15 protein-coding genes are annotated in these 18,578 nt (G+C 64.7%); 8 read left to right on the plus strand and 7 right to left on the minus strand.

Annotated features, from left to right (window positions below):
• Nucleotides 1–13 precede the first annotated feature (13 nt).
• From IM733_RS11965 to aepX, 3 genes are read left to right on the plus strand one after another with little or no spacing between them, the layout of a single operon-like run.
• On the plus strand, nt 14–1,216 hold the full coding sequence (locus IM733_RS11965; RefSeq protein ID WP_248921004.1) for a pyridoxal phosphate-dependent aminotransferase: 1,203 nt from the start codon (nt 14–16) through the stop codon (nt 1,214–1,216).
• Nucleotides 1,217–1,270: 54 nt separating this feature from the next.
• Nucleotides 1,271–2,080: a hypothetical protein gene (locus IM733_RS11970; protein WP_248921005.1), complete on the plus strand. Its 810-nt coding sequence runs from the start codon at nt 1,271–1,273 to the stop codon at nt 2,078–2,080.
• Between the two features lie 27 nt (nt 2,081–2,107).
• Nucleotides 2,108–2,998, plus strand: coding sequence for a phosphoenolpyruvate mutase (aepX, locus tag IM733_RS11975; RefSeq protein ID WP_248921006.1), 891 nt, complete (start codon nt 2,108–2,110; stop codon nt 2,996–2,998).
• Nucleotides 2,999–3,046: 48 nt separating this feature from the next.
• Here aepX and IM733_RS11980 read toward each other — a convergent pair whose 3' ends face one another.
• From IM733_RS11980 to IM733_RS11995, 4 genes are all read right to left on the minus strand, one after another.
• Nucleotides 3,047–3,931, minus strand: coding sequence for a LysR family transcriptional regulator (locus IM733_RS11980; RefSeq protein WP_248921007.1), 885 nt, complete (start codon nt 3,929–3,931; stop codon nt 3,047–3,049).
• Between the two features lie 157 nt (nt 3,932–4,088).
• Nucleotides 4,089–4,970 (minus strand): carboxylate/amino acid/amine transporter, encoded by an 882-nt coding sequence (locus IM733_RS11985; RefSeq protein WP_248921008.1) that lies wholly within the window; start codon nt 4,968–4,970, stop codon nt 4,089–4,091.
• A gap of 184 nt (nt 4,971–5,154) precedes the next feature.
• Nucleotides 5,155–5,754 (minus strand): FMN-dependent NADH-azoreductase, encoded by a 600-nt coding sequence (locus IM733_RS11990; RefSeq protein WP_248921009.1) that lies wholly within the window; start codon nt 5,752–5,754, stop codon nt 5,155–5,157.
• 111 nt (nt 5,755–5,865) lie between these two features.
• A complete protein-coding gene (locus IM733_RS11995) occupies nt 5,866–6,180 on the minus strand; it encodes a 3-phosphoglycerate kinase (RefSeq protein ID WP_248921010.1) in 315 nt (104 codons plus the stop codon).
• A 50-nt stretch (nt 6,181–6,230) separates the two neighbouring features.
• Between IM733_RS11995 and IM733_RS12000 the strand changes: the two genes are divergently transcribed.
• From IM733_RS12000 to IM733_RS12015, 4 genes are read left to right on the plus strand one after another with little or no spacing between them, the layout of a single operon-like run.
• On the plus strand, nt 6,231–7,154 hold the full coding sequence (locus IM733_RS12000; protein WP_248921011.1) for a LysR family transcriptional regulator: 924 nt from the start codon (nt 6,231–6,233) through the stop codon (nt 7,152–7,154).
• Between the two features lie 13 nt (nt 7,155–7,167).
• Complete coding sequence (locus IM733_RS12005) at nt 7,168–7,980, plus strand: alpha/beta fold hydrolase (RefSeq protein ID WP_248921012.1); 813 nt, start codon at nt 7,168–7,170, stop codon at nt 7,978–7,980.
• Nucleotides 7,974–8,531 carry a peptidylprolyl isomerase gene (locus IM733_RS12010; RefSeq protein WP_248921013.1) on the plus strand — a complete coding sequence of 186 codons (558 nt, stop codon included), beginning with the start codon at nt 7,974–7,976 and terminating at the stop codon, nt 8,529–8,531. The genes IM733_RS12005 and IM733_RS12010 overlap by 7 nt, the downstream gene beginning before the upstream one ends.
• Before the next feature lie 51 nt (nt 8,532–8,582).
• Nucleotides 8,583–10,415 (plus strand): ABC transporter ATP-binding protein, encoded by a 1,833-nt coding sequence (locus IM733_RS12015; protein WP_248921014.1) that lies wholly within the window; start codon nt 8,583–8,585, stop codon nt 10,413–10,415.
• A 44-nt stretch (nt 10,416–10,459) separates the two neighbouring features.
• Here the strand turns inward: IM733_RS12015 and IM733_RS12020 are convergent, their stop codons facing one another.
• Complete coding sequence (locus IM733_RS12020; protein WP_248921015.1) at nt 10,460–11,587, minus strand: GNAT family N-acetyltransferase; 1,128 nt, start codon at nt 11,585–11,587, stop codon at nt 10,460–10,462.
• 239 nt (nt 11,588–11,826) lie between these two features.
• Between IM733_RS12020 and IM733_RS12025 the strand changes: the two genes are divergently transcribed.
• Nucleotides 11,827–13,071: a putative porin gene (locus IM733_RS12025; RefSeq protein ID WP_213657838.1), complete on the plus strand. Its 1,245-nt coding sequence runs from the start codon at nt 11,827–11,829 to the stop codon at nt 13,069–13,071.
• Between the two features lie 173 nt (nt 13,072–13,244).
• Here IM733_RS12025 and IM733_RS12030 read toward each other — a convergent pair whose 3' ends face one another.
• Both IM733_RS12030 and hrpA read right to left on the minus strand, forming a co-directional pair.
• Nucleotides 13,245–14,366, minus strand: coding sequence for a beta-ketoacyl-ACP synthase III (locus IM733_RS12030; RefSeq protein ID WP_248921016.1), 1,122 nt, complete (start codon nt 14,364–14,366; stop codon nt 13,245–13,247).
• Nucleotides 14,367–14,623: 257 nt separating this feature from the next.
• Entirely contained in the window at nt 14,624–18,529 is a 3,906-nt protein-coding gene (gene hrpA, locus IM733_RS12035; RefSeq protein ID WP_248921017.1) for an ATP-dependent RNA helicase HrpA, read from the minus strand.
• Between the last annotated feature and the right edge of the window lie 49 nt (nt 18,530–18,578).

Raw genomic sequence — 18,578 nt, forward strand, 5'->3', positions numbered from 1 at the left:
AAGGATGTGAACCATGACCTACGAACTCTCGGCGCGCGCCGGCCGCATCGGCGCGCCCGGCACCTCGAGCATGCGCAGCAAAGCCAACGCCCTGCGTGACGCCGGCATCAAAGTGATCAACTTCGCAGCCGGCGAGCTGGCCACGGATGCAGCGCCGGACATGCGCAGCGGCGCCATCGCCGCGGTGCACGAACAGTGGAACCGCTACACCCCGCCATTGGGTAACCCGCGCCTGCGCCAGGCATTGGCCAACAGTGTCAGCCAGCGCCTGGGCGTCACCTACGGCGCCGATGAAATCGCCGTGTCCAGCGGCGCCAAACAGGCCCTGTTCAACAGCGCGATGGTACTGCTCGATCCTGGCGACGAAGTACTCATCCCACGCCCCTACTGGGAGACCTTCCCCACCCAGGTCGAACTGGCCGGTGCAAGCCCGGTGTTCATCGACACCCGGGCCGACCAGTACTCGTTGCGCAGCGCGGCGGTGAAAGCCGCCCTGTCACCACGCAGCAAGGCGATCATCATCAACACCCCGAACAACCCCACCGGCGTGGTCTATTCGCCCCAGGAACTGCTCGCCATCGGTGAACTGGCCCTGGAGCGCAAGCTCTGGGTCATCTTCGACGAGTGCTATCGCGGCCTGCTGCGCGGCGGCCAGCAACACCACAACATCGTCAGCCTGCTGCCCGAGCTCAAGGGATCGACCATCGTCATCGACTCGTTCTCCAAGAGCCAGGCCGTGACCGGCTGGCGGCTGGGCTATGCCTGCGCCCCCAAGGCGGTGGTCACGGCGATGCACAACCTGCAGGCGCACACCACCTCCAACCCCAGCAGCCTGGCCCAGTACGCCGCGTTGACCGCCCTGGATGGCGAGGGCGCGCAACGCTTCGCCGCCGACATCAACGCCCAGCTCGACCGCCAACTGGCGACGGCCACCGCCCTGCTAGGCCAGCTCGAAGGGATCCGCTTCGCACCGCCCCAGGGTGCCTTCTACCTGTACCTGGACATCGGCGACCTGCTGGGCAAGCGCTATCAGGACCAACCCCTGCGTGACGCCAGCCACCTGTGCGAGTTGCTGCTGACCGAGGCGCGCATCGCCCTGGTGCCCGGCTGCAGCAATGGCGACCCTCGCGCCGTGCGGCTCTCTTACTCGGTTAGCGAAGACGACCTGGTCGAAGGGCTGGGGCGCTTCGCCACCTTCATCGCATCGCTTGCCTGAACCCGGACCTCCCCCCACCAACCGCGAGATCATGACATGAAGAAAACGGATTTCATGCTGTCATTCGTTGACCAGGCGCTGACCGATGTCCAGGACAAACGCCTGGCCAGCGCCCTGAGAAAGGGTTTCGACGTTCACGACGACCTGCTCGGTGACTACCTGGACACCTACCAGCGCATCACCTCCGAGCCCTGGTCGCGCGACAGCCTGTGCACCTTCTTCTGCGGATGGCGCAGCCCGGATGGCGCCGCACATGCGGTGTCCAGCATCATCGTGCGATTGCTCCAGGAGTCCGAGGCACTCGACGATGACCAAAACCGCCTGCGCCTGCTGGAGGCCGCGCGCCACTGCGGCGAGATCATCGTCGAGGATATCGGCCTGGGCGAGATGCACGGCCACCCGCACCACTCCAAGCTGTATGCGCGCATGGCCACGGCGATCTGCGGCTCGGACGACTGGCGCCTGCAGGACCGCTACCTGAACCCGGTGACCAAGGAATTCTCCAGTTGGGTCGGCAACAAGCGCCCGCTCGCCCCGCAACTGGTGGAAGCCATCGAGATGATGGCGATGACCGAGCTGTTCAACACCGGCGAATACAACGTGATGACACCCTTGTGGAAAGACTGGCTGAAGCAGGTGCAAGGCAAGCCCGCAGGCGAAGCGCACCGTATCGCCACCTTCCTCAGCGTGCATTGTGGCGCGGTCGAGGCCCAGCATTTCTTCCATGCCACCAGCGCCCTGGAACTCTATTGCCAGGCCACGGCACAGGCGCTCGACTACACGCGGATCGAGGCGTTGTCGTGCGAATACGTGCAACGTGCCTGCGCACACCTGCACAAGATGGAGTCGGTCCTGACCGTCTGACACCCCCCTGATCAAGGAAGTGGCCCCATGAACATCGTGAATCCCGATTCGCGCATCGACCTGCGCCAACTGTTCCATGACAAACCTTGCCTGCGCGTGCTGGAGGCGCACAGCCCGATATCGGCCATGCTGGCCAAGAACGTGCGCCTGGAGGCGCGCGGCGCCAGCCTGGGCTATGACGCCATCTGGTCCAGTTCGCTGACCGACTCGACCCAGCGTTGCCTGCCTGACATCGAGATCCTCTCGCCCAGCGACCGCCTCGAGCGGCTCAACGAGATCCTCGGGGTGTGCGACCTGCCGCTGATCTACGACGCCGACACAGGTGGCAAAGTCGAACATTTCGCCATCCATGTGCAGTGGCTGGCGCGCGCCGGCGTCTCGGCGATCGTCATCGAGGACAAGTGCGGCTTGAAGAAGAACTCCCTGCTGGGCCTCTCGGTGCACCAGGAGCAGGAGACGGTGGAGCACTTCTGCGAAAAGATCAGGGCCGGCACGCAACACCGGCCCGGTGACCGGATGATGATCTTCGCCCGCTGCGAGAGCCTGATCCTGGAAAAAGGCCTGGAGGATGCCCTGGCCCGTTGCAGCGCCTACACCGAGGCCGGTGCCGACGGCATCATGATCCACAGCCGCAAGCGCAGTGGCGAGGAGATCCTCGACTTCGCCCGGCGCTTCAAGCACCGCCACCCCGCCACACCGCTGATCTGCGTGCCCACCAGCTACCCGCAACTCACGTTCTCGTGCCTGGCCGACGCGGGCTTCAACGCGGTGATCTACGCCAATCACATGCTGCGCGGTGCCTACTCGGCCATGCGCCAGGTGGCCACCAGCATCCTGGAGAACGACCGCGCCTACGAGATCGAGCCGGCCTGCATGCCCATCGACGAGATCCTCAGCCTGGTGCCGGGTACCCGCTGAAGCCGTTGCCGATGCCAGGCACACCTACCTGGCATCGGCGGCCTTTCCTCAGGCGGCGCTCAGGTAGGAGAGCAGTTCGGTGACATGGCGGGGCATGCTATCGGTGTGCCTGACCAACATCATGTGAACCTGCCGCGCCCAGGCTTCCTCCAGGGGCCGTGCCACCAATGCGCAGCAGCGCAAGTAGCGCTGCACCGCCGCGTCCGGCGCGACACCAATACCCACGCCCTCGGCGACCATCCGGCAGAACGCTTCACCCGTGGACACCTTGATCCTGAACTGCGCCTCGCTGCCATCGTCCCGCGCCTGCTCCTCGATCAGTCGGCTCAGGGCAGTATCACCGCACAGGCCCACCTGCGGGTGTTGCAGCACATCGCGCAGGCGCAGTGTCGCCGCGTTAGCCAATGGGTGACGACGGGGCAGCACGACCACATAGTTGAGCACCGGCATGGCGATCGAAGCGCAGCCTTCCACCGGCGCACCGCCCGCGACCAGCCCCATGTCGACAAACCCTTCCCGCACGCCCCGGACAATCTCACCCGGGTTGCGTGCCTGCAGGTCGATGGCGATGTGCGCGTGCTCCGCCAGGTAGCGCACCAGCCGCTGCTGGGTGGACTCGAAGGCCGTGAAGCCGTCGACGTACATGCGCATGCAGGCCACATCCTGTTCTTCGTGCCGGTCGAACTCGGCCTTGAGCACCTCCAACTGGCCGAGGATCTTGCGGGCATGGACCAGCAGGCGCCTGCCCGCCGCCGTCAGCACCAGGCCTTTGTGCTGGCGAAGGAACAGCCCCTCGCCCAGCTCGCCCTCCATCGATTTGATGCGCATGCTCGCCGCGCCGGGTGACAGGCAGGCACGCCGGGCACCCTGGGTCAGGCTGGGCGACTCGGCAATCTTTATGAACAGCTTCAGGTCAGTCAGGTCAAGGTTCACGGTCTCTTCCTTGTATTGTTGTTCACGTCCATTTCATGACTGGCGATCTTGAGGTCACCTGCGCCTATCTTGCCCCTCGCTTCCTGCGTGGGCCAACCCTGGCGCCAGAAAAGACGAAGGCGCCCACCAGGGCGCCTTCGGTTGGCAGCACGATCGGTCAACGCGACGAAGTCGCCCCTGGCAGCAGCGCTCGCTGGCCGCCCAGGCGGCTCAGCCACACCGACGCCAGGATGATCAAGCCGCCGATGGCCAGGCGCCCCAGCGGTTCGTCCTGGTTCCAGATCAGCAGGTTCAGCAACAGCCCCACCGGCACATGCAGGTTGTTCATCACCGCCAGGGTGCCGCCAGACACCAGGCAGGCGCCCTTGTTCCACCAGTACAGCCCCAGCGCGGTCGGGCACAGGCCGAGGAACAGCAGTACCAGCCATTGGGTGTCGGTGCTCGGCAGGCGCTGGGTGTTGCCAAACAGCAGGAAGGCCGGCAGCACAACGATCAACGCGCCCAGGTAGAAGTAGCCGAAGCGCCGGTAATGCGGCAGGTCACTGGGGTAACGGGCGACCAGGTGACGATACAGCACCTGGCCGGCGGCATAGGTGAAGTTGGCCAGTTGCAGCAGCAGGAAGCCGATGAAGAACTCGCCCGAAATGGTGTCGAAGCGGATCACCGCCGCACCGGCCACCGCCACCAGCGCGGCCAGCAGCGCCCAGGGGTTGAAGCGCCGGTTCAGGGCGTCCTCGATCAGCGTGACGTGCAGGGGGGTGAGGATGGTGAACAGCAACACCTCGGGCACGGTCAGCACGCGGAAGCTCAGGTACAGGCAGACGTAGGTGATGCCGTACTGCAGTGCGCCGATCAGCAGCATCGAACGCAGGAAGCGTGGCTCGACCTGGCGCCAGCGGGTCAGCGGCAGGAACACCAGCCCGGCCAGAACCACCCGGGCGAGCACAGCGAAATAACTGTCGACATGGCCGGCCAGGTACTCGCCGATCAGGTTGAAGGAGTACGCCTGGATCAGCGCGACGATTATCAGGTAGCCCATGGTTGGCCCTCGTGGATCAAGGCGGCGACCTTAGCGGGTTGGGCCCGGCCAGTTCAACCATGGAGATTGTGGGTTTGTTCGCCTGCAAACCGGCGAACAGAATGAAAAAAGCCCGGCCATCACGATGACCGGGCAGGCACACCCAAAGGAGCAACAAGGTGTCAGGTTGGGAATTCGTCGCCTATCAGGCCACCGCGGCCAGCTTGGCCTTGGCCTGGTTCAGCCCCTTCTCGTGGAACTCGCCGCTCATGTTCAGGCCTTCGGCGTGGATGAAGTCCACGTCATGGATGCCGATGAAGGCCATCACCTGGCGCAGGTACGGTTCCTGGTGGTCGCTGCTGGCACCGGCGTGGATGCCGCCACGGGCGGTCAGGACGATGGCGCGCTTGCCTGCCAGCAAGCCTTGTGGGCCGGTCGGGGTGTACTTGAAGGTGATGCCGGCGCGCAGCACGTGGTCCAGCCAGGCCTTGAGGGTGCTGGGGATGGTGAAGTTGTACATCGGCGCGGCCATCACCAGCACGTCGGCGGCCAGCAGTTCGTCGGTCAGGGCGTTGGAACGGCCCAGGGCGTCCACCTCGGCGGCGCTGCGCTGTTCCTCGGGCTTCATCCAGCCCCCCAGCAGGTCGGCGTCCAGGTGCGGCACCGGGTTCACCGCCAAGTCGCGCACGGTGATTTCGTCAGCCGGGTGCGCTGCCTGCCACTGCTGGATGAAATCGCGGGTCAGTTGACGGGAAACGGAATCCTGCTGGCGGGCGCTGCTTTCGATGATCAGTACGCGGGACATGGGGTGCCTCCATCGGCGGTAAGGGGTGGCGATTCGATGGAGGTGAGATTAAGGGTTGACCTATCGATAAAAAAGCGTAAAAAGTGGGATCAATCTATCGATTAATCAGTTTTATTCCGCTTTGCAGTCCAGCAAGATGCGCAGCTTGATGATCTGCCGGTTGAACTTGGCGGTCACATCCACGCTCTTGCCGGCCGGCACGTTGACCCTGCGCACCCGTGGGGCCTCGGGGCCGTTGCGGAACATGACCTTGCAGGCCGCCGGCACCTGCCCATAGTTGTTCAGGGTGATGGCGCCGATGTCGTAGGCCGTGTCATAGGCGGTGTAGTCGACCTTGACCCCGGTCAGCTCCTTCTCCACGTCGATGGGGTAAGCCATGGCGGTGAAGGGCAGGCACAACAGCAAAACCGCACAACATTTCTTCATACGGGCGCTCTCCTTGAGAAGAGCGCAGCTTAGGACAACAGGAGCCCTAGATGAAAGCGCCGCGCGTAACCCTGGATCAGTGGCGGACCCTGCAGGCGGTGGTCGACCATGGAGGGTTCGCCCAGGCCGCCGAGGCCCTGCACCGCTCGCAGTCGTCGGTGAGCTACACCGTGGCGCGGATGCAGGAGCAACTGGGCGTGCCGTTGCTGCGCATCGACGGGCGCAAGGCGGTGCTGACCGAAGCTGGCAGCGTGCTGCTGCGCCGCTCGCGGCAGTTGGTCAAGCAGGCCAGCCAGCTGGAGGACCTGGCCCATCACATGGAGCAGGGCTGGGAAGCCGAAGTACGCCTGGTGGTCGATGCTGCCTACCCCAGCGCCCGCCTGGTGCGCGCCCTGGCCGCCTTCATGCCGCAAAGCCGAGGTTGCCGGGTGCGGCTGCGCGAGGAGGTGTTGTCCGGGGTCGAGGAGGTGTTGCACGAAGGCATCGCGGATCTGGCCATCAGCAGCTTCAACATCGGCGGCTACCTGGGCACCGAACTGAGCCCGGTGGAGTTCATCGCCGTCGCCCACCCCGAGCACGCCCTGCACCGCACCGGCCGCGAGATCACTTTCCAGGACCTGGAAAGCCAGTTGCAGGTGGTGATCCGCGACTCCGGCCGCGCGCAACCCCGCGACGTTGGCTGGCTGGGCGCCGAGCAGCGCTGGACCGTGGGCAGCCTGGGCACCGCCGCCACCTTCGTCAGCAGCGGCCTGGGCTTTGCCTGGCTACCCCGGCACATGATCGAGCGCGAGCTGCGCGAAGGCGTGCTCAAGCCCTTGCCGCTGGACCAGGGTGGCAGCCGCCACCCGCTGTTCTACCTTTATTCGAGCAAGGAAAAGACCCTGGGCCCGGCCACGCAGATCCTCATCGAACTGCTGCGCAATTTCGACACCGCGCCACTGGACGTGCCCTTCGCAGCCCCCCCGCAAGCCTGAGAGGACCGCGCCCATGGCCTGTTTCGAACATGACGGATGCCTGCTGCATTACGAGGAACATGGCCAGGGCGAACCCCTGGTGCTGCTGCACGGGCTGGGCTCGAGCAGCCAGGACTGGGAGCTGCAGGTGCCCGAGTTCAGCCGCCACTACCGGGTCATCCTCATGGATATCCGCGGCCACGGCCAAACCTCCAAGCCGCGCCAGGGTTACCGGATCAAGACCTTCAGCGACGACCTGCTCGCCCTGCTCCGCCATCTGGACACCGGTCCGGTGCACTTCGTCGGGCTATCGATGGGCGGCATGGTCGGCTTCCAGTTCGCCGTCGACCACCCCGACTGGCTGCGCAGCCTGTGCATCGTCAACAGCGCCCCTGAAGTGAAGCGTCGCACCCGCAACGACTGGATCTGGTGGCTCAAGCGCTGGGGCCTGGCGCGCCTGCTCAGCGTCAAGACCGTCGGCAAGGGCCTGGCTGAGCGGTTGTTCCCCAAGCCGGAGCAGGCCGAACTGCGGCGCAAGATGGCCGAGCGCTGGGCACGCAACGACAAACGCGCCTATCTGAAAAGCTTCGATGCCATCGTCGACTGGGGTGTGCAGGAACGCATCGGCCAGATCCGTTGTCCGACACTGGTGATCGCCGCCGACCACGATTACACACCGGTAACACTCAAAGAGCGCTATGTCGCCCTGATGCCCAACGCCAGGCTGGCGGTCATCGACGATTCACGGCACGCTACACCCCTCGATCAACCCGAGGTCTTCAACCTCACCCTGCTGCAATTCCTCGCAGCCGCGTCCACCTCTCAAGGATCTTTGAGCCCATGCTGAAAAAACTTCTGCTCACCGCCTGCTCGGTCGCCTTCGCCACCAGCGTCATGGCCTCCGACAAGACCCCGCATGTACTGCTGGACACCAGCTTCGGCCAGGTTGAAATCGAGCTGAACGCTGAAAAGGCGCCGATCAGCACGAAGAACTTCCTCCAGTACGTGGACAGCGGCTTCTACAACAACACCATCTTCCACCGCGTGATCCCGGGCTTCATGGTCCAGGGTGGCGGTTTCACCGACCAGATGGTGCAGAAGAACACCAACGACCCGATCCGCAACGAAGCCAGCAACGGCCTGCAGAACACCCGCGGCACCCTGTCCATGGCCCGCACTTCCGACCCGAACTCGGCCACCAGCCAGTTCTTCATCAACGTCGCCGACAACGACTTCCTCAACCCGGGCCGCGACCGTGGCTACGCGGTGTTCGGCAAAGTCACCAAGGGCATGGAAGTGGTCGACCAGATCGTCAACTCGCCGACCACCGTCAAGAAAGGCATGCGCGATGTCCCGGCGGACCCGGTGTACATCAAGTCGGCCAAACGCATCGACTGATCACGCGCCACACAGGGACGTGGGTCGGGTCACACAGGAGTCTTGTCACCCATGCTGTACCGTCGTTTCGAGCAACTGATCGACATCTTCCGCGAGGCGCCCACCGAGGCGCCTCCCGGCAAGGTCTGGCCGTTCTACCTGTACTACCTGCGCCAGGTGTGGCCGAGTTTTCTCGCCCTGCTGATCGTCGGCCTGGTCGCCTCGTTGATCGAGGTGGCCATGTTCAGCTACCTGAGCCGGATCATCGACCTGGCCCAGGGCACCCCCAACGTCAATTTCTTCAGTGAACACAGCGGCGAGCTGCTCTGGATGCTGGTGGTCATCCTGCTGCTGCGGCCGTTGTTCTTCGGTTTGCACGATCTGCTGGTGCACCAGACCATCAGCCCGGGCATGACCAGCCTGATCCGCTGGCAGAACCACAACTACGTGCTCAAGCAGAGCCTGAACTTCTTCCAGAGCGACTTCGCCGGGCGCATCGCCCAACGCATCATGCAGACCGGCAACTCCCTGCGCGACTCGGCGGTGCAGGCGGTGGACGCGCTCTGGCACGTGCTGATCTACGCCATCAGCGCGCTGGTGCTGTTCGCCGAGGCCGACTGGCGGCTGATGCTGCCGCTGCTGGTGTGGATCGCCTGCTACATCGCCGCACTCTACTACTTCGTGCCACGGGTCAAGGAACGTTCGGTGATCTCCTCCGACGCCCGCTCCAAGTTGATGGGGCGCATCGTCGACGGCTACACCAACATCGCCACGCTGAAGCTGTTCGCCCACACCGACCATGAGCGCCAATACGCCCGCGAGGCGATCAGCGAACAGACCGAGAAAACCCAACTGGCCTCGCGGGTGGTCACCAGCATGGACGTGGTCATCACCTCGCTCAACGGCCTGCTGGTGGTCAGCACCACCGGCCTGGCGCTGTGGCTGTGGAGCCAGTCGCTGATCAGCGTTGGCGCCATCGCCCTGGCCACTGGCCTGGTGATCCGCATCGTCAACATGTCGGGCTGGATCATGTGGGTGGTCAACGGCATCTTCGAGAACATCGGCATGGTTCAGGACGGCCTGCAGACCATTGCCCAGCCGGTCACCGTCAGCGACAAGCCCGACGCGCCGGCGCTGAAGGTCAGCCGTGGCGCGGTGCGCTTCGACCATGTCGACTTCCACTACGGCAAGGGCGGCAAGGTAATCGACGCGCTGAACCTGGATATCCGCCCCGGCGAGAAGATCGGCCTGATCGGCCCGTCCGGCGCGGGCAAGTCGACCCTGGTCAACCTGCTGCTGCGCCTGTACGACATCGACAGCGGGCGTATCCTCATCGACGGCCAGGACATCGCCGAGGTCAACCAGGCCAGCCTGCGTGCGCAGATCGGCATGATCACCCAGGACACCTCGCTGCTGCACCGTTCGATCCGCGACAACCTGCTGTACGGCCGCCCCGGTGCCAGTGACGAGGACGTCTGGGAAGCGGTGCGCCGGGCGCGGGCGGACGAGTTCATCCCGCAGTTGTCCGATGCCCAAGGCCGCACCGGTTTCGATGCCCATGTCGGCGAGCGGGGCGTGAAACTCTCCGGCGGCCAGCGCCAGCGCATCGCCATTGCCCGGGTGCTGCTGAAGAACGCGCCGATCCTGGTGATGGACGAAGCCACTTCGGCGCTGGACTCGGAGGTCGAGGCCGCCATCCAGGAAAGCCTGGAGACGCTGATGCAGGGCAAGACCGTGATCGCCATCGCCCACCGCCTGTCGACCATCGCCCGCATGGACCGCCTGGTGGTGCTGGACAAGGGGCATATCGTCGAGAGCGGCAGCCACGCGGAGCTACTGGCCCAGCAGGGGTTGTACGCGCGGTTGTGGCATCACCAGACCGGTGGGTTCGTCGGGGTGGATTGAGCCATGCATTGTCCGGTTCGCCGGTTTGCCGGCGAACCGGACTATCAATCCCGGCGATACGGCAACATCCCCCGCGCCTCCTCGGCATAAGCCCGCACCCCGGCCCGCTCCTGCCCGAGAAAATCCGCCACTGCCCGCCGCAACCCCGGATGCAGCAGGTAATGCCACGAGCGCGTGATCACCGGCTCGAAGCCGCGAATCAGCTTGTGCTCACCCTGCGCCCCTGCATCGAATCGCTGCAGCCCCTCGGCGATGGCGAAATCCATGCCCTGGTAGAAGCAGGTTTCGAAATGCAGTCGGTCGAACTCATCCAGGCAGCCCCAGTAGCGCCCGTACAGGCTGTCGCCGCCTAGCAGGCTCAAGGCCATGGCCACATCCCGCCCGTTCTGCCGGGCGATCACCACACGGATCGCCTCGGGCATGCGTTCGGCGACCAGGCTGAAGAACGTCCGCGTCAGGTAGGGCGTGCGCCGGCGTACGGCATAGGTGTTGGCATAGCAGAGGTAGATGAAATCCCACTGCGCTTCGCTCAGCTCATCGCCCTTGTACCAGGCGAACGCGATCCCCTGCCCCGCCACCTGCTCACGTTCCTTGCGCATCTGCTTGCGCTTGCGCGAACTGAGGGTGTCGAGGAAGTCCTGGAAGTCTCGATAACCGCGGTTTCGCCAGTGGAACTGGCAGCCCAGGCGCTCCATCCAGCCCGGCAGGCTGGCGATGCTGTCGTCCAGCGCGGCATCCGAGAAGTTGATGTGTGCACCGGACAACCCGCCCTTCTCGAGATATTCCGGCACAGCCTGCAACAGCAGCAGACCGTCGGCAGGGTCGGCAGCCAATAGCCGCGGCCCGCTCACCGGGCTGAACGGCACGGCCCCCAGCAGCTTGGGGTAGTAGGCGATGCCGGCGCGCTCACAGGCATCGGCCCAGCCATGGTCGAACACGTATTCACCGAACGAGTGCCACTTGCGATAGGCCGGTAGCAGCGCACGAACCTCGCCATCACGCTCCAGCACCAGGTGTTCGGCCGCCCAACCGGTGTCGGGCACCACACTGCCGCTGTCCTCCATGGCCGTGAGGAACGCATGGCGCAGGAACGGCTGACCGTCCGGCACCAGCGCATCCCAGGTGGTCGCTGGCAGGTCGCGCAGGTGGGCAAGGCTGTGGAGGCTGGTCACATCGACAACTCGCAAGAGAAAGAACGCCAGTATTGCCAAACCGGCCGTGACACTCAAATGACGGCCCGTTTACTTCACAACAGTGCCACTGTTTGGACATTATTCTGTCATTCCCCCCCGCAATACTTGCGCCTGTTTTCCGGAACCCCAGAACCTGTCTATTCAGGCCCTTTCCGAAGACATGCCAACTTGGGGGCGGGCGCTTGAGCCTCCCCACTTTTTCCAACAGGGAGAACCTTATGCGTCTTGTTTCTACACTTACCGGAGTGAGCCTCACCGGCATGATGCTGGCTCTGAGTACTCCGGCCAGTGCTGCTGTCGACGCCAAGCTGCTCGAAATGCTCCGCGCCAATGGCTCGATCAACCAGGCGCAGTACAACGAACTGCAAGGCGACCTGGCAAAGGAAACCAAGGAAAAGGCCGACCAGAAAGCCCAGTCCGAGCGCCTGAGCTCCTTCGAACAGAAAGTAGCATGGGCCGCCAAGACCCAGATCAAGGGTGACGTGCGCCTGCGTTACGAAGACGTCAACGTCGACAACCCCATTGCCCGCAGCGGCAACCAGGACCGCGAGCGCGTCCGCGCCCGTGTCGGCTTCTACAGCGAGATCAACCCGCAGGTCGACGCCGGCGTGCGCGTGGCCACCGGCAGCAGCGCCGACGCCCGCTCCACCAACCAGAGCCTGGACAACTACTTCGAGAAGAAATCGCTGTGGGTCGACCTGGCCTACCTTGACTGGCACCCGACCGCCATCCCCAACCTGCACCTGATCGGCGGCAAGATGAACCAGCCCTGGGTGAGCATGGGCGACATTATCTGGGACAGCGACATCAACCCCGAAGGCGTGGCGGTCACCTACAAGACCAACCTGGGCGGCGCCGAGCTGTTCGGTAGCGCCGGCCACTACAACCTGAAAGATAACGTCGACGGCGACGGCGTGCAGTTCAAGCACGACGCACAGCTGTACCATGGCCAGCTGGGTGCCAAGTTCAACGCAGCCGACACCGTCAAGCTCACCGTGGGCGGCAGCATCTACGGCTACGACAACGACAAGGAGTCCGCGGCGCTGCGCTCGCTGGGCAACACTACCAACGAGTTCAACCTGGTGGAAGGCTTCGGTCAGTTGGACTTCACCGGCTTCGCCATCCCACTGTCGGCCTATGGCCAGTTCGTCAAGAACACCGAGAGCACCGACGGCAAGGACAAGGCCTGGCTGGCCGGCCTGAAGACCAAGCTGGGCGCCTGGAGCCTGGACTACAACTACCGCGACGTGCAGCGTAACGCCGTGGTCAGCCTGTTCACCGACTCCGACTTCGGCAACGGCTTCACCGGTTCCCGTGGCCACAAGTTCAAGGTGGGTTACGAGATCGACAAGAACTTCACCGTTGGTGGCGCCTACCTGATGGCCAAGACCGACTACTCCAACCTGCCGAACAGCGATGCCGACGTGGACACGCTGCAGGTGGACCTGGAAGCCAAGTTCTAAGCAGCCGCTCCGTTGCTCAGGCGGGAAATGCCGACCCCATCCGGCATTTCCCGCTTTTTTTGCCTGCCAGCAATGCGTCGGCCCCTTCGCCAGCGAGGCTGGCTCCTACAGGTTGGGGTTCACCCTGGACTGCCAGCCTCGCTGGCGAAGGGGCCGGTACTAGCGCTACGAACTTAGCGCTTGCGCAGCACCACGCTACCGATCGAATACCCCGCACCAAACGAGCTCAAAACACCCAGCGCCCCCTCGGCCAGGTCATCCTGGTACAGGTGGAAGGCAATCACCGAACCCGCCGAACTGGTGTTGGCATAACGGTCGAGAATCACCGGTGCATCTTCTTCGGCCACTTCACGCCCCAGCAGCTTCTTGACGATCAGGTGGTTCATGCTCAGGTTCGCCTGGTGCAGCCAGAAGCGCTTGACGTTGGAAGGTTGCAGGTCGTTCTCGGCCAGGTGCTGGCCGATCAGCTCGGCGACCATCGGGCAGACTTCCTTGAACACCTTGCGGCCTTCCTGCACGAACAGTTTGTCCTGCGCACCGATGCCCTCTTCCGCCGCGCGGTTGAGGAAGCCGAAGTTGTTGCGGATGTTGTTGGAGAACGCAGTCAAAAGCTTGGTGCTGACGATATCGAACTGGTGCTTCGAACTGGCCAGGTCGGCACGCTCGACCAGCACGGCGGTGGCGGCGTCGCCGAAGATGAAGTGGCTGTCGCGGTCACGGAAGTTCAGGTGGCCGGTGCAGATCTCCGGGTTGACCACCAGCACCGCGCGTGCCTGGCCCAATTGCACGCTGTTGGCGGCGGTCTGGATGCCGAAGGTGGCCGAGGAGCAGGCCACGTTCATGTCGAAGGCGAAACCCTGGATACCCAGCGCCTGCTGCACTTCGATGGCGATGGCCGGGTACGGGCGCTGCAGGTTGGAGCAGGCGACGATCACCCCGTCGACATCGGCGGCAGTGCGGCCGGCACGCTCCAGCGCCTGGCGGGCGGCGGCCACGCCCATCTCGCAGAGGATCGACTGCTCGTCGTTGCTGCGCTCCGGCAGGCGCGGCTTCATGCGCTGCGGGTCGAGGATGCCGGCCTTGTCCATGACGAAGCGGCTCTTGATGCCCGAGGCCTTCTCGATGAAGGCCGCGTCGGACAGTGGCGCCGCCACGACCTCGCCACGCTCGATGGCGGCGGCGTTTTCAGTGTTGAACTGCTGCGCCCAGGTGTTGAAGGAGGCCACCAGTTCTTCGTTGGAAATGCTCTGGGCCGGGGTGTACAGGCCGGTGCCGCTGATCACGACGTTGTGCACGGTCGTTCCTCTGGTCTGGGGCCGGCGCCGGAAGGGCGCAGGCCAAAAATTGGGGTTCGATACTGGCACCTTGGTACCAATTTGCAATCGTAATAATCCGTATTGGCGAGGGCTTTGCCCTCGATCGCGGGTAAACCCGCTCCTACAGGGACACCACCGACTTCAGAATCGGCGATAAACCTGTAGGGGCTGGCTTGCCAGCGAATGGGCCGCAATGCGGCCGCAAATTCCTGCAAGTGTGCCACAAATCAGCGAGGTTAGGCTTCCACCAGACTCCACTGCTTGCTCAGGCGCTTGTCGGAAACCGGCACCTTGGTGCCCAACTGCTGACCGAACAACGACACCCGGTATTCCTCCAGCAACCAGCGATACAGTGTCAGTTGCTCGTCCCGCTTGCCCTCCTGGGCATGCTTGTCGGCCCGGGCCTTGTACTGTGCCCAGCAATTGGCCAACTCGCCGCTCCATACCCGGTCCTTCTGCACCTGCGAACCCAGCTTCTCCAGGCGCAGTTCCACCGCCTTGAGGTAGCGCGGCAGCTCCTTGAACCAGGCGCCCGGCGTCTCGCGCACGAAGCCCGGATACACCAGATTGGCCAGTTGTTGCTTGATATCGTTGAGGGCCACCGCCTGGGTCAGGTCGATCTTGCCCTTGAAGCGCTTCTGCAAGCCATGCCACAGCTTCAGCACCTCCAGCGCCTGGCGTGCCTGGCGCTCGGCGTGCTCGGCCCAACTGCCACGCTTGCGCTCGGCCAGCGAAGCCAGGCCTGCGCCGTCACGCGGCAGTGGGTCTTCGCCCTCGAGCACACAGCTGTCCAGGCTGGCCAGCAGGATATCCTCCACCAGCGCCTCGACCCGGCCCAGCTCGCGGTACAGCAAACCCAGCTCGGTCAACCCCGGCAGCTTGCCGCGCAGGAACTTGGCCGGCTCCGCCAGTTGCTGCAGCAACAGGCGCTGCAAGGCGCGACGGTGCTGGAACTCGGCCTCGGCCAGGGTCGAGAAACGCCCTTCGCGCACGCTGCCGTTGTCCTCGACCAATGCCGGGTAGACAGTCATCGACAACCCGGCGATCTTCTGCTGGGCAGTCTGCGCCACCTGGGAGAACGCCTTGGCCTGCACCGGTTGCTCGGCCTTCTCGTTGCGCGGCAGAGCCAGGGCGGCTTGGCTGGCGGCGGCGAAGCGCGCGGTCAGCTCGGCCAGGTCGCGGCCTTCGCCAAGGAACTTGCCCTGTGCGTCGACCACCTCGATGTTCATGCGCAGGTGCCCCTCGACCAGGCTGGCGGCTTCGGCCCAGGCCTCGTCGGACACCCGTGCCCCGGTCATGCGCAGCAGTTCGTGGCCCAACGCCTGGGGCAACGCCCCCTGACCGAAGGCCAGGCGCGACAAGGCTGCCTTGACGAAGTCCGGCACCGGCACGAAATTCTTGCGCAGGGCCTTGGGCAGGTTGCGCACCAGGGCGATGCACTTGGCTTCCAGCAGGCCGGGCACCAGCCACTCCAGGCGCTCGCCCGGCAGGCTCGGCAGCAGGGGGGCCGGCACCCGCACGGTGACACCGTCACGCGGGTGGTTCGGTTCGAAGTGGTAGCTCAGCGACAGGCGCAGATCCCCCACCTGCAGGTGGTCCGGGTACTGCGCGGCGGTGACTTCGCTGGCCTCGCGGGCCAGCACGTCCTCTTCACGCATGATCAGCAGGTTCGGGTCCTTCTGGCTGGTCATCCGGTACCAGCTGTCGAAGGTCGCGGTCTGGTGGATTTCTTCCGGCAACCGCGCCTCGTAGAAGGCGTACAGCGTCTCTTCGTCGGCGAGGATGTCCCGTCGGCGGGCCTTGGCCTCCAGTTCATCCAACTGCTCGAGCAGGCGCTTGTTGGCCGCCAGGCACTTGGCCCGCGACTGGATCTCGCCACCGACCAGGCCTTCGCGGATGAACAGCTCGCGCGAAGTGGCCGGGTCGATCGGGCCGAAGTGCACGGGCCTGCGGCCGACAATGATCAACCCGTACAGGGTGATCTGCTCGTAGGCCACCACCTGGCCGCGCTTCTTCTCCCAGTGCGGTTCGAAGTGGTTCTTCTTGATCAGGTGGGTGGCCAGTGGCTCGATCCAGTCCGGCTCGATCTTGGCCACCATGCGCGCGTACAGCTTGGTGGTTTCCACCAGTTCGGCAGTCATCACCCACTGCGGGCGCTTGCGGCCGATGCCGGACGACGGGTGAATCCAGAAGCGGCGCTGGCGCGCGCCCTGGTAGTCGCCCTCTTCGGCCTTGTGGCCGATCTGGCTGAGCAAACCGCTGAGGATGGCCTTGTGCATGCGCGGGTAGTCGCACGGCTCCTTGTTCACCGCCAACTGCAAGTCACGGCAGATGAGCGCCAACTGGCGATGGGCATCGCGCCATTCACGCAGGCGCAGATAGTTCAGGAAGTTCTTCCGGCACCAGTTGCGCAGCGGGCTGGCGGTGAGCGCCTGGCGCTGCTCCTCGAAACCGCGCCACAGGTTGACCAGCGCGGCGAAGTCGGAATCGACGTCCTTCCACTGCGCATGGGCCTGGTCGGCGGCCTGCTGGCGCTCCGGCGGGCGCTCGCGTGGGTCCTGTACCGACAGGGCGCTGGCGACGATCAGCACTTCCTGCAGGCTGCCCTGGCGTGCGCCTTCGAGCAGCATGCGGCCCATCCGTGGGTCGATCGGCAGGCGCGCCAGTTGGCGCCCCAGCGGTGTGAGTTGGTTCTCGCGGTTGACCGCCGACAGCTCCTGCAGCAGGTTGAAACCGTCGCTGATGGCTTTGCCATCTGGCGGCTCGATGAACGGGAAGGCATCGATGGCACCCAGGCGCAGGTGCAACATCTGCAGGATCACCGCGGCCAGGTTGGTGCGCAGGATCTCCGGGTCAGTGAACGCCGGTCGACCGTTGAAATCCTCTTCGCTGTACAAGCGGATGCAGATACCCGGCTCGACCCGGCCACAACGACCTTTACGCTGGTTGGCGCTGGCCTGGGATACCGCCTCGATCGGCAGGCGCTGGACCTTGGCCCGGTAGCTGTAGCGGCTGATGCGCGCGGTGCCGCTGTCGATCACGTAGCGGATGCCCGGCACGGTCAGCGACGTCTCGGCGACGTTGGTCGCCAGCACCACGCGTCGGCCGCTATGCGATTGGAAGATCTTCTGCTGCTCGGCCGGGGTAAGGCGCGCATACAGCGGCAGGATTTCGGTGTGGCGCAACTGGGCCTTGCGCAGGATTTCGGCGGCGTCGCGGATCTCGCGCTCACCGGGCAGGAACACCAGCACGTCGCCCGGCCCCTTGCCCTGGCTACGCTCGTGGTGGGCGATCTCGTCGAGGCTGGCGAGGATCGCCTGGTCGACGGTGAGGTCATCCTCGACCTGGTTGCCCTCCTCGTCCTGCTCGCTGGTCAGCGGGCGGTACCAGGTGTCCACCGGGTAGGTGCGGCCCGACACCTCGATGATCGGCGCGCCATCGAAGTGCTGGGAGAAACGCTCCAGGTCGATGGTCGCCGAGGTGATGATCAGCTTCAGGTCCGGGCGGCGGTGCAGCAGGGTCTTGAGGTAGCCGAGCAGGAAGTCGATGTTCAGGCTGCGCTCGTGGGCCTCGTCGACGATGATCGTGTCGTAGCGTTCGAGGAAGCGATCGTGCTGGGTCTCGGCCAGCAGGATGCCATCGGTCATCAGCTTGACCAGGGTGTTCGACTCGCTCTGGTCCTCGAAGCGCACCTGGTAGCCGACCAGCGCCCCCAGCGGTGTGCCGAGCTCTTCGGCGACCCGCGCCGCCACGCTGCGCGCCGCGATGCGCCGGGGCTGGGTGTGGGCGATCAAGCCATGGCTGCCACGGCCCAGCTCCAGGCAGATCTTCGGTAACTGGGTGGTCTTGCCCGAGCCGGTCTCGCCGGCGATCACCAGTACCTGATGCTCGGCCAGGGCCTTCTTGATCTCGTCGCGCTTGGCGGCGATGGGCAGGCTGTCGTCGTAGCGGATGGCCGGCACGCTCTGCTGGCGCGCGGTGACCTGGGCGCAGGAGGCCTGGACCTTCTCCACCCACTGCGCGAGCTTCGCTTCGTCGGGGCGCTTGCGCAGCTCATGCAGTTGCCGCCGCAGGCGATGGCGGTCGGCGATCATGGCGTGGTCGAGGTTTTGCAGCAACTGGTCGATGGCGTGGTCTGTCATGGGGCTTTTTAGTGATGCAGGTGAGGCCTGCTTTTTCATGATCGGCATT

The sequence above is a fragment of the Pseudomonas entomophila genome, from assembly GCF_023277925.1.
Lineage (GTDB): Bacteria > Pseudomonadota > Gammaproteobacteria > Pseudomonadales > Pseudomonadaceae > Aquipseudomonas > Aquipseudomonas entomophila_D.

Excerpts from the sequence above, each read along its gene's own strand:
- IM733_RS11965 (WP_248921004.1), top strand. The coding sequence starts at position 14 with ATGACCTACGAACTCTCGGCGCGCGCCGGCCGCATCGGCGCGCCCGGC.
- IM733_RS11970 (WP_248921005.1), top strand. The coding sequence starts at position 1,271 with ATGCTGTCATTCGTTGACCAGGCGCTGACCGATGTCCAGGACAAACGC.
- aepX (WP_248921006.1), top strand. The coding sequence starts at position 2,108 with ATGAACATCGTGAATCCCGATTCGCGCATCGACCTGCGCCAACTGTTC.
- IM733_RS11985 (WP_248921008.1), bottom strand. The coding sequence starts at position 4,970 with ATGGGCTACCTGATAATCGTCGCGCTGATCCAGGCGTACTCCTTCAAC.
- IM733_RS11990 (WP_248921009.1), bottom strand. The coding sequence starts at position 5,754 with ATGTCCCGCGTACTGATCATCGAAAGCAGCGCCCGCCAGCAGGATTCC.
- IM733_RS11995 (WP_248921010.1), bottom strand. The coding sequence starts at position 6,180 with ATGAAGAAATGTTGTGCGGTTTTGCTGTTGTGCCTGCCCTTCACCGCC.
- IM733_RS12000 (WP_248921011.1), top strand. The coding sequence starts at position 6,231 with ATGAAAGCGCCGCGCGTAACCCTGGATCAGTGGCGGACCCTGCAGGCG.
- IM733_RS12005 (WP_248921012.1), top strand. The coding sequence starts at position 7,168 with ATGGCCTGTTTCGAACATGACGGATGCCTGCTGCATTACGAGGAACAT.
- IM733_RS12010 (WP_248921013.1), top strand. The coding sequence starts at position 7,974 with ATGCTGAAAAAACTTCTGCTCACCGCCTGCTCGGTCGCCTTCGCCACC.
- IM733_RS12015 (WP_248921014.1), top strand. The coding sequence starts at position 8,583 with ATGCTGTACCGTCGTTTCGAGCAACTGATCGACATCTTCCGCGAGGCG.
- IM733_RS12025 (WP_213657838.1), top strand. The coding sequence starts at position 11,827 with ATGCGTCTTGTTTCTACACTTACCGGAGTGAGCCTCACCGGCATGATG.
- hrpA (WP_248921017.1), bottom strand. The coding sequence starts at position 18,529 with ATGACAGACCACGCCATCGACCAGTTGCTGCAAAACCTCGACCACGCC.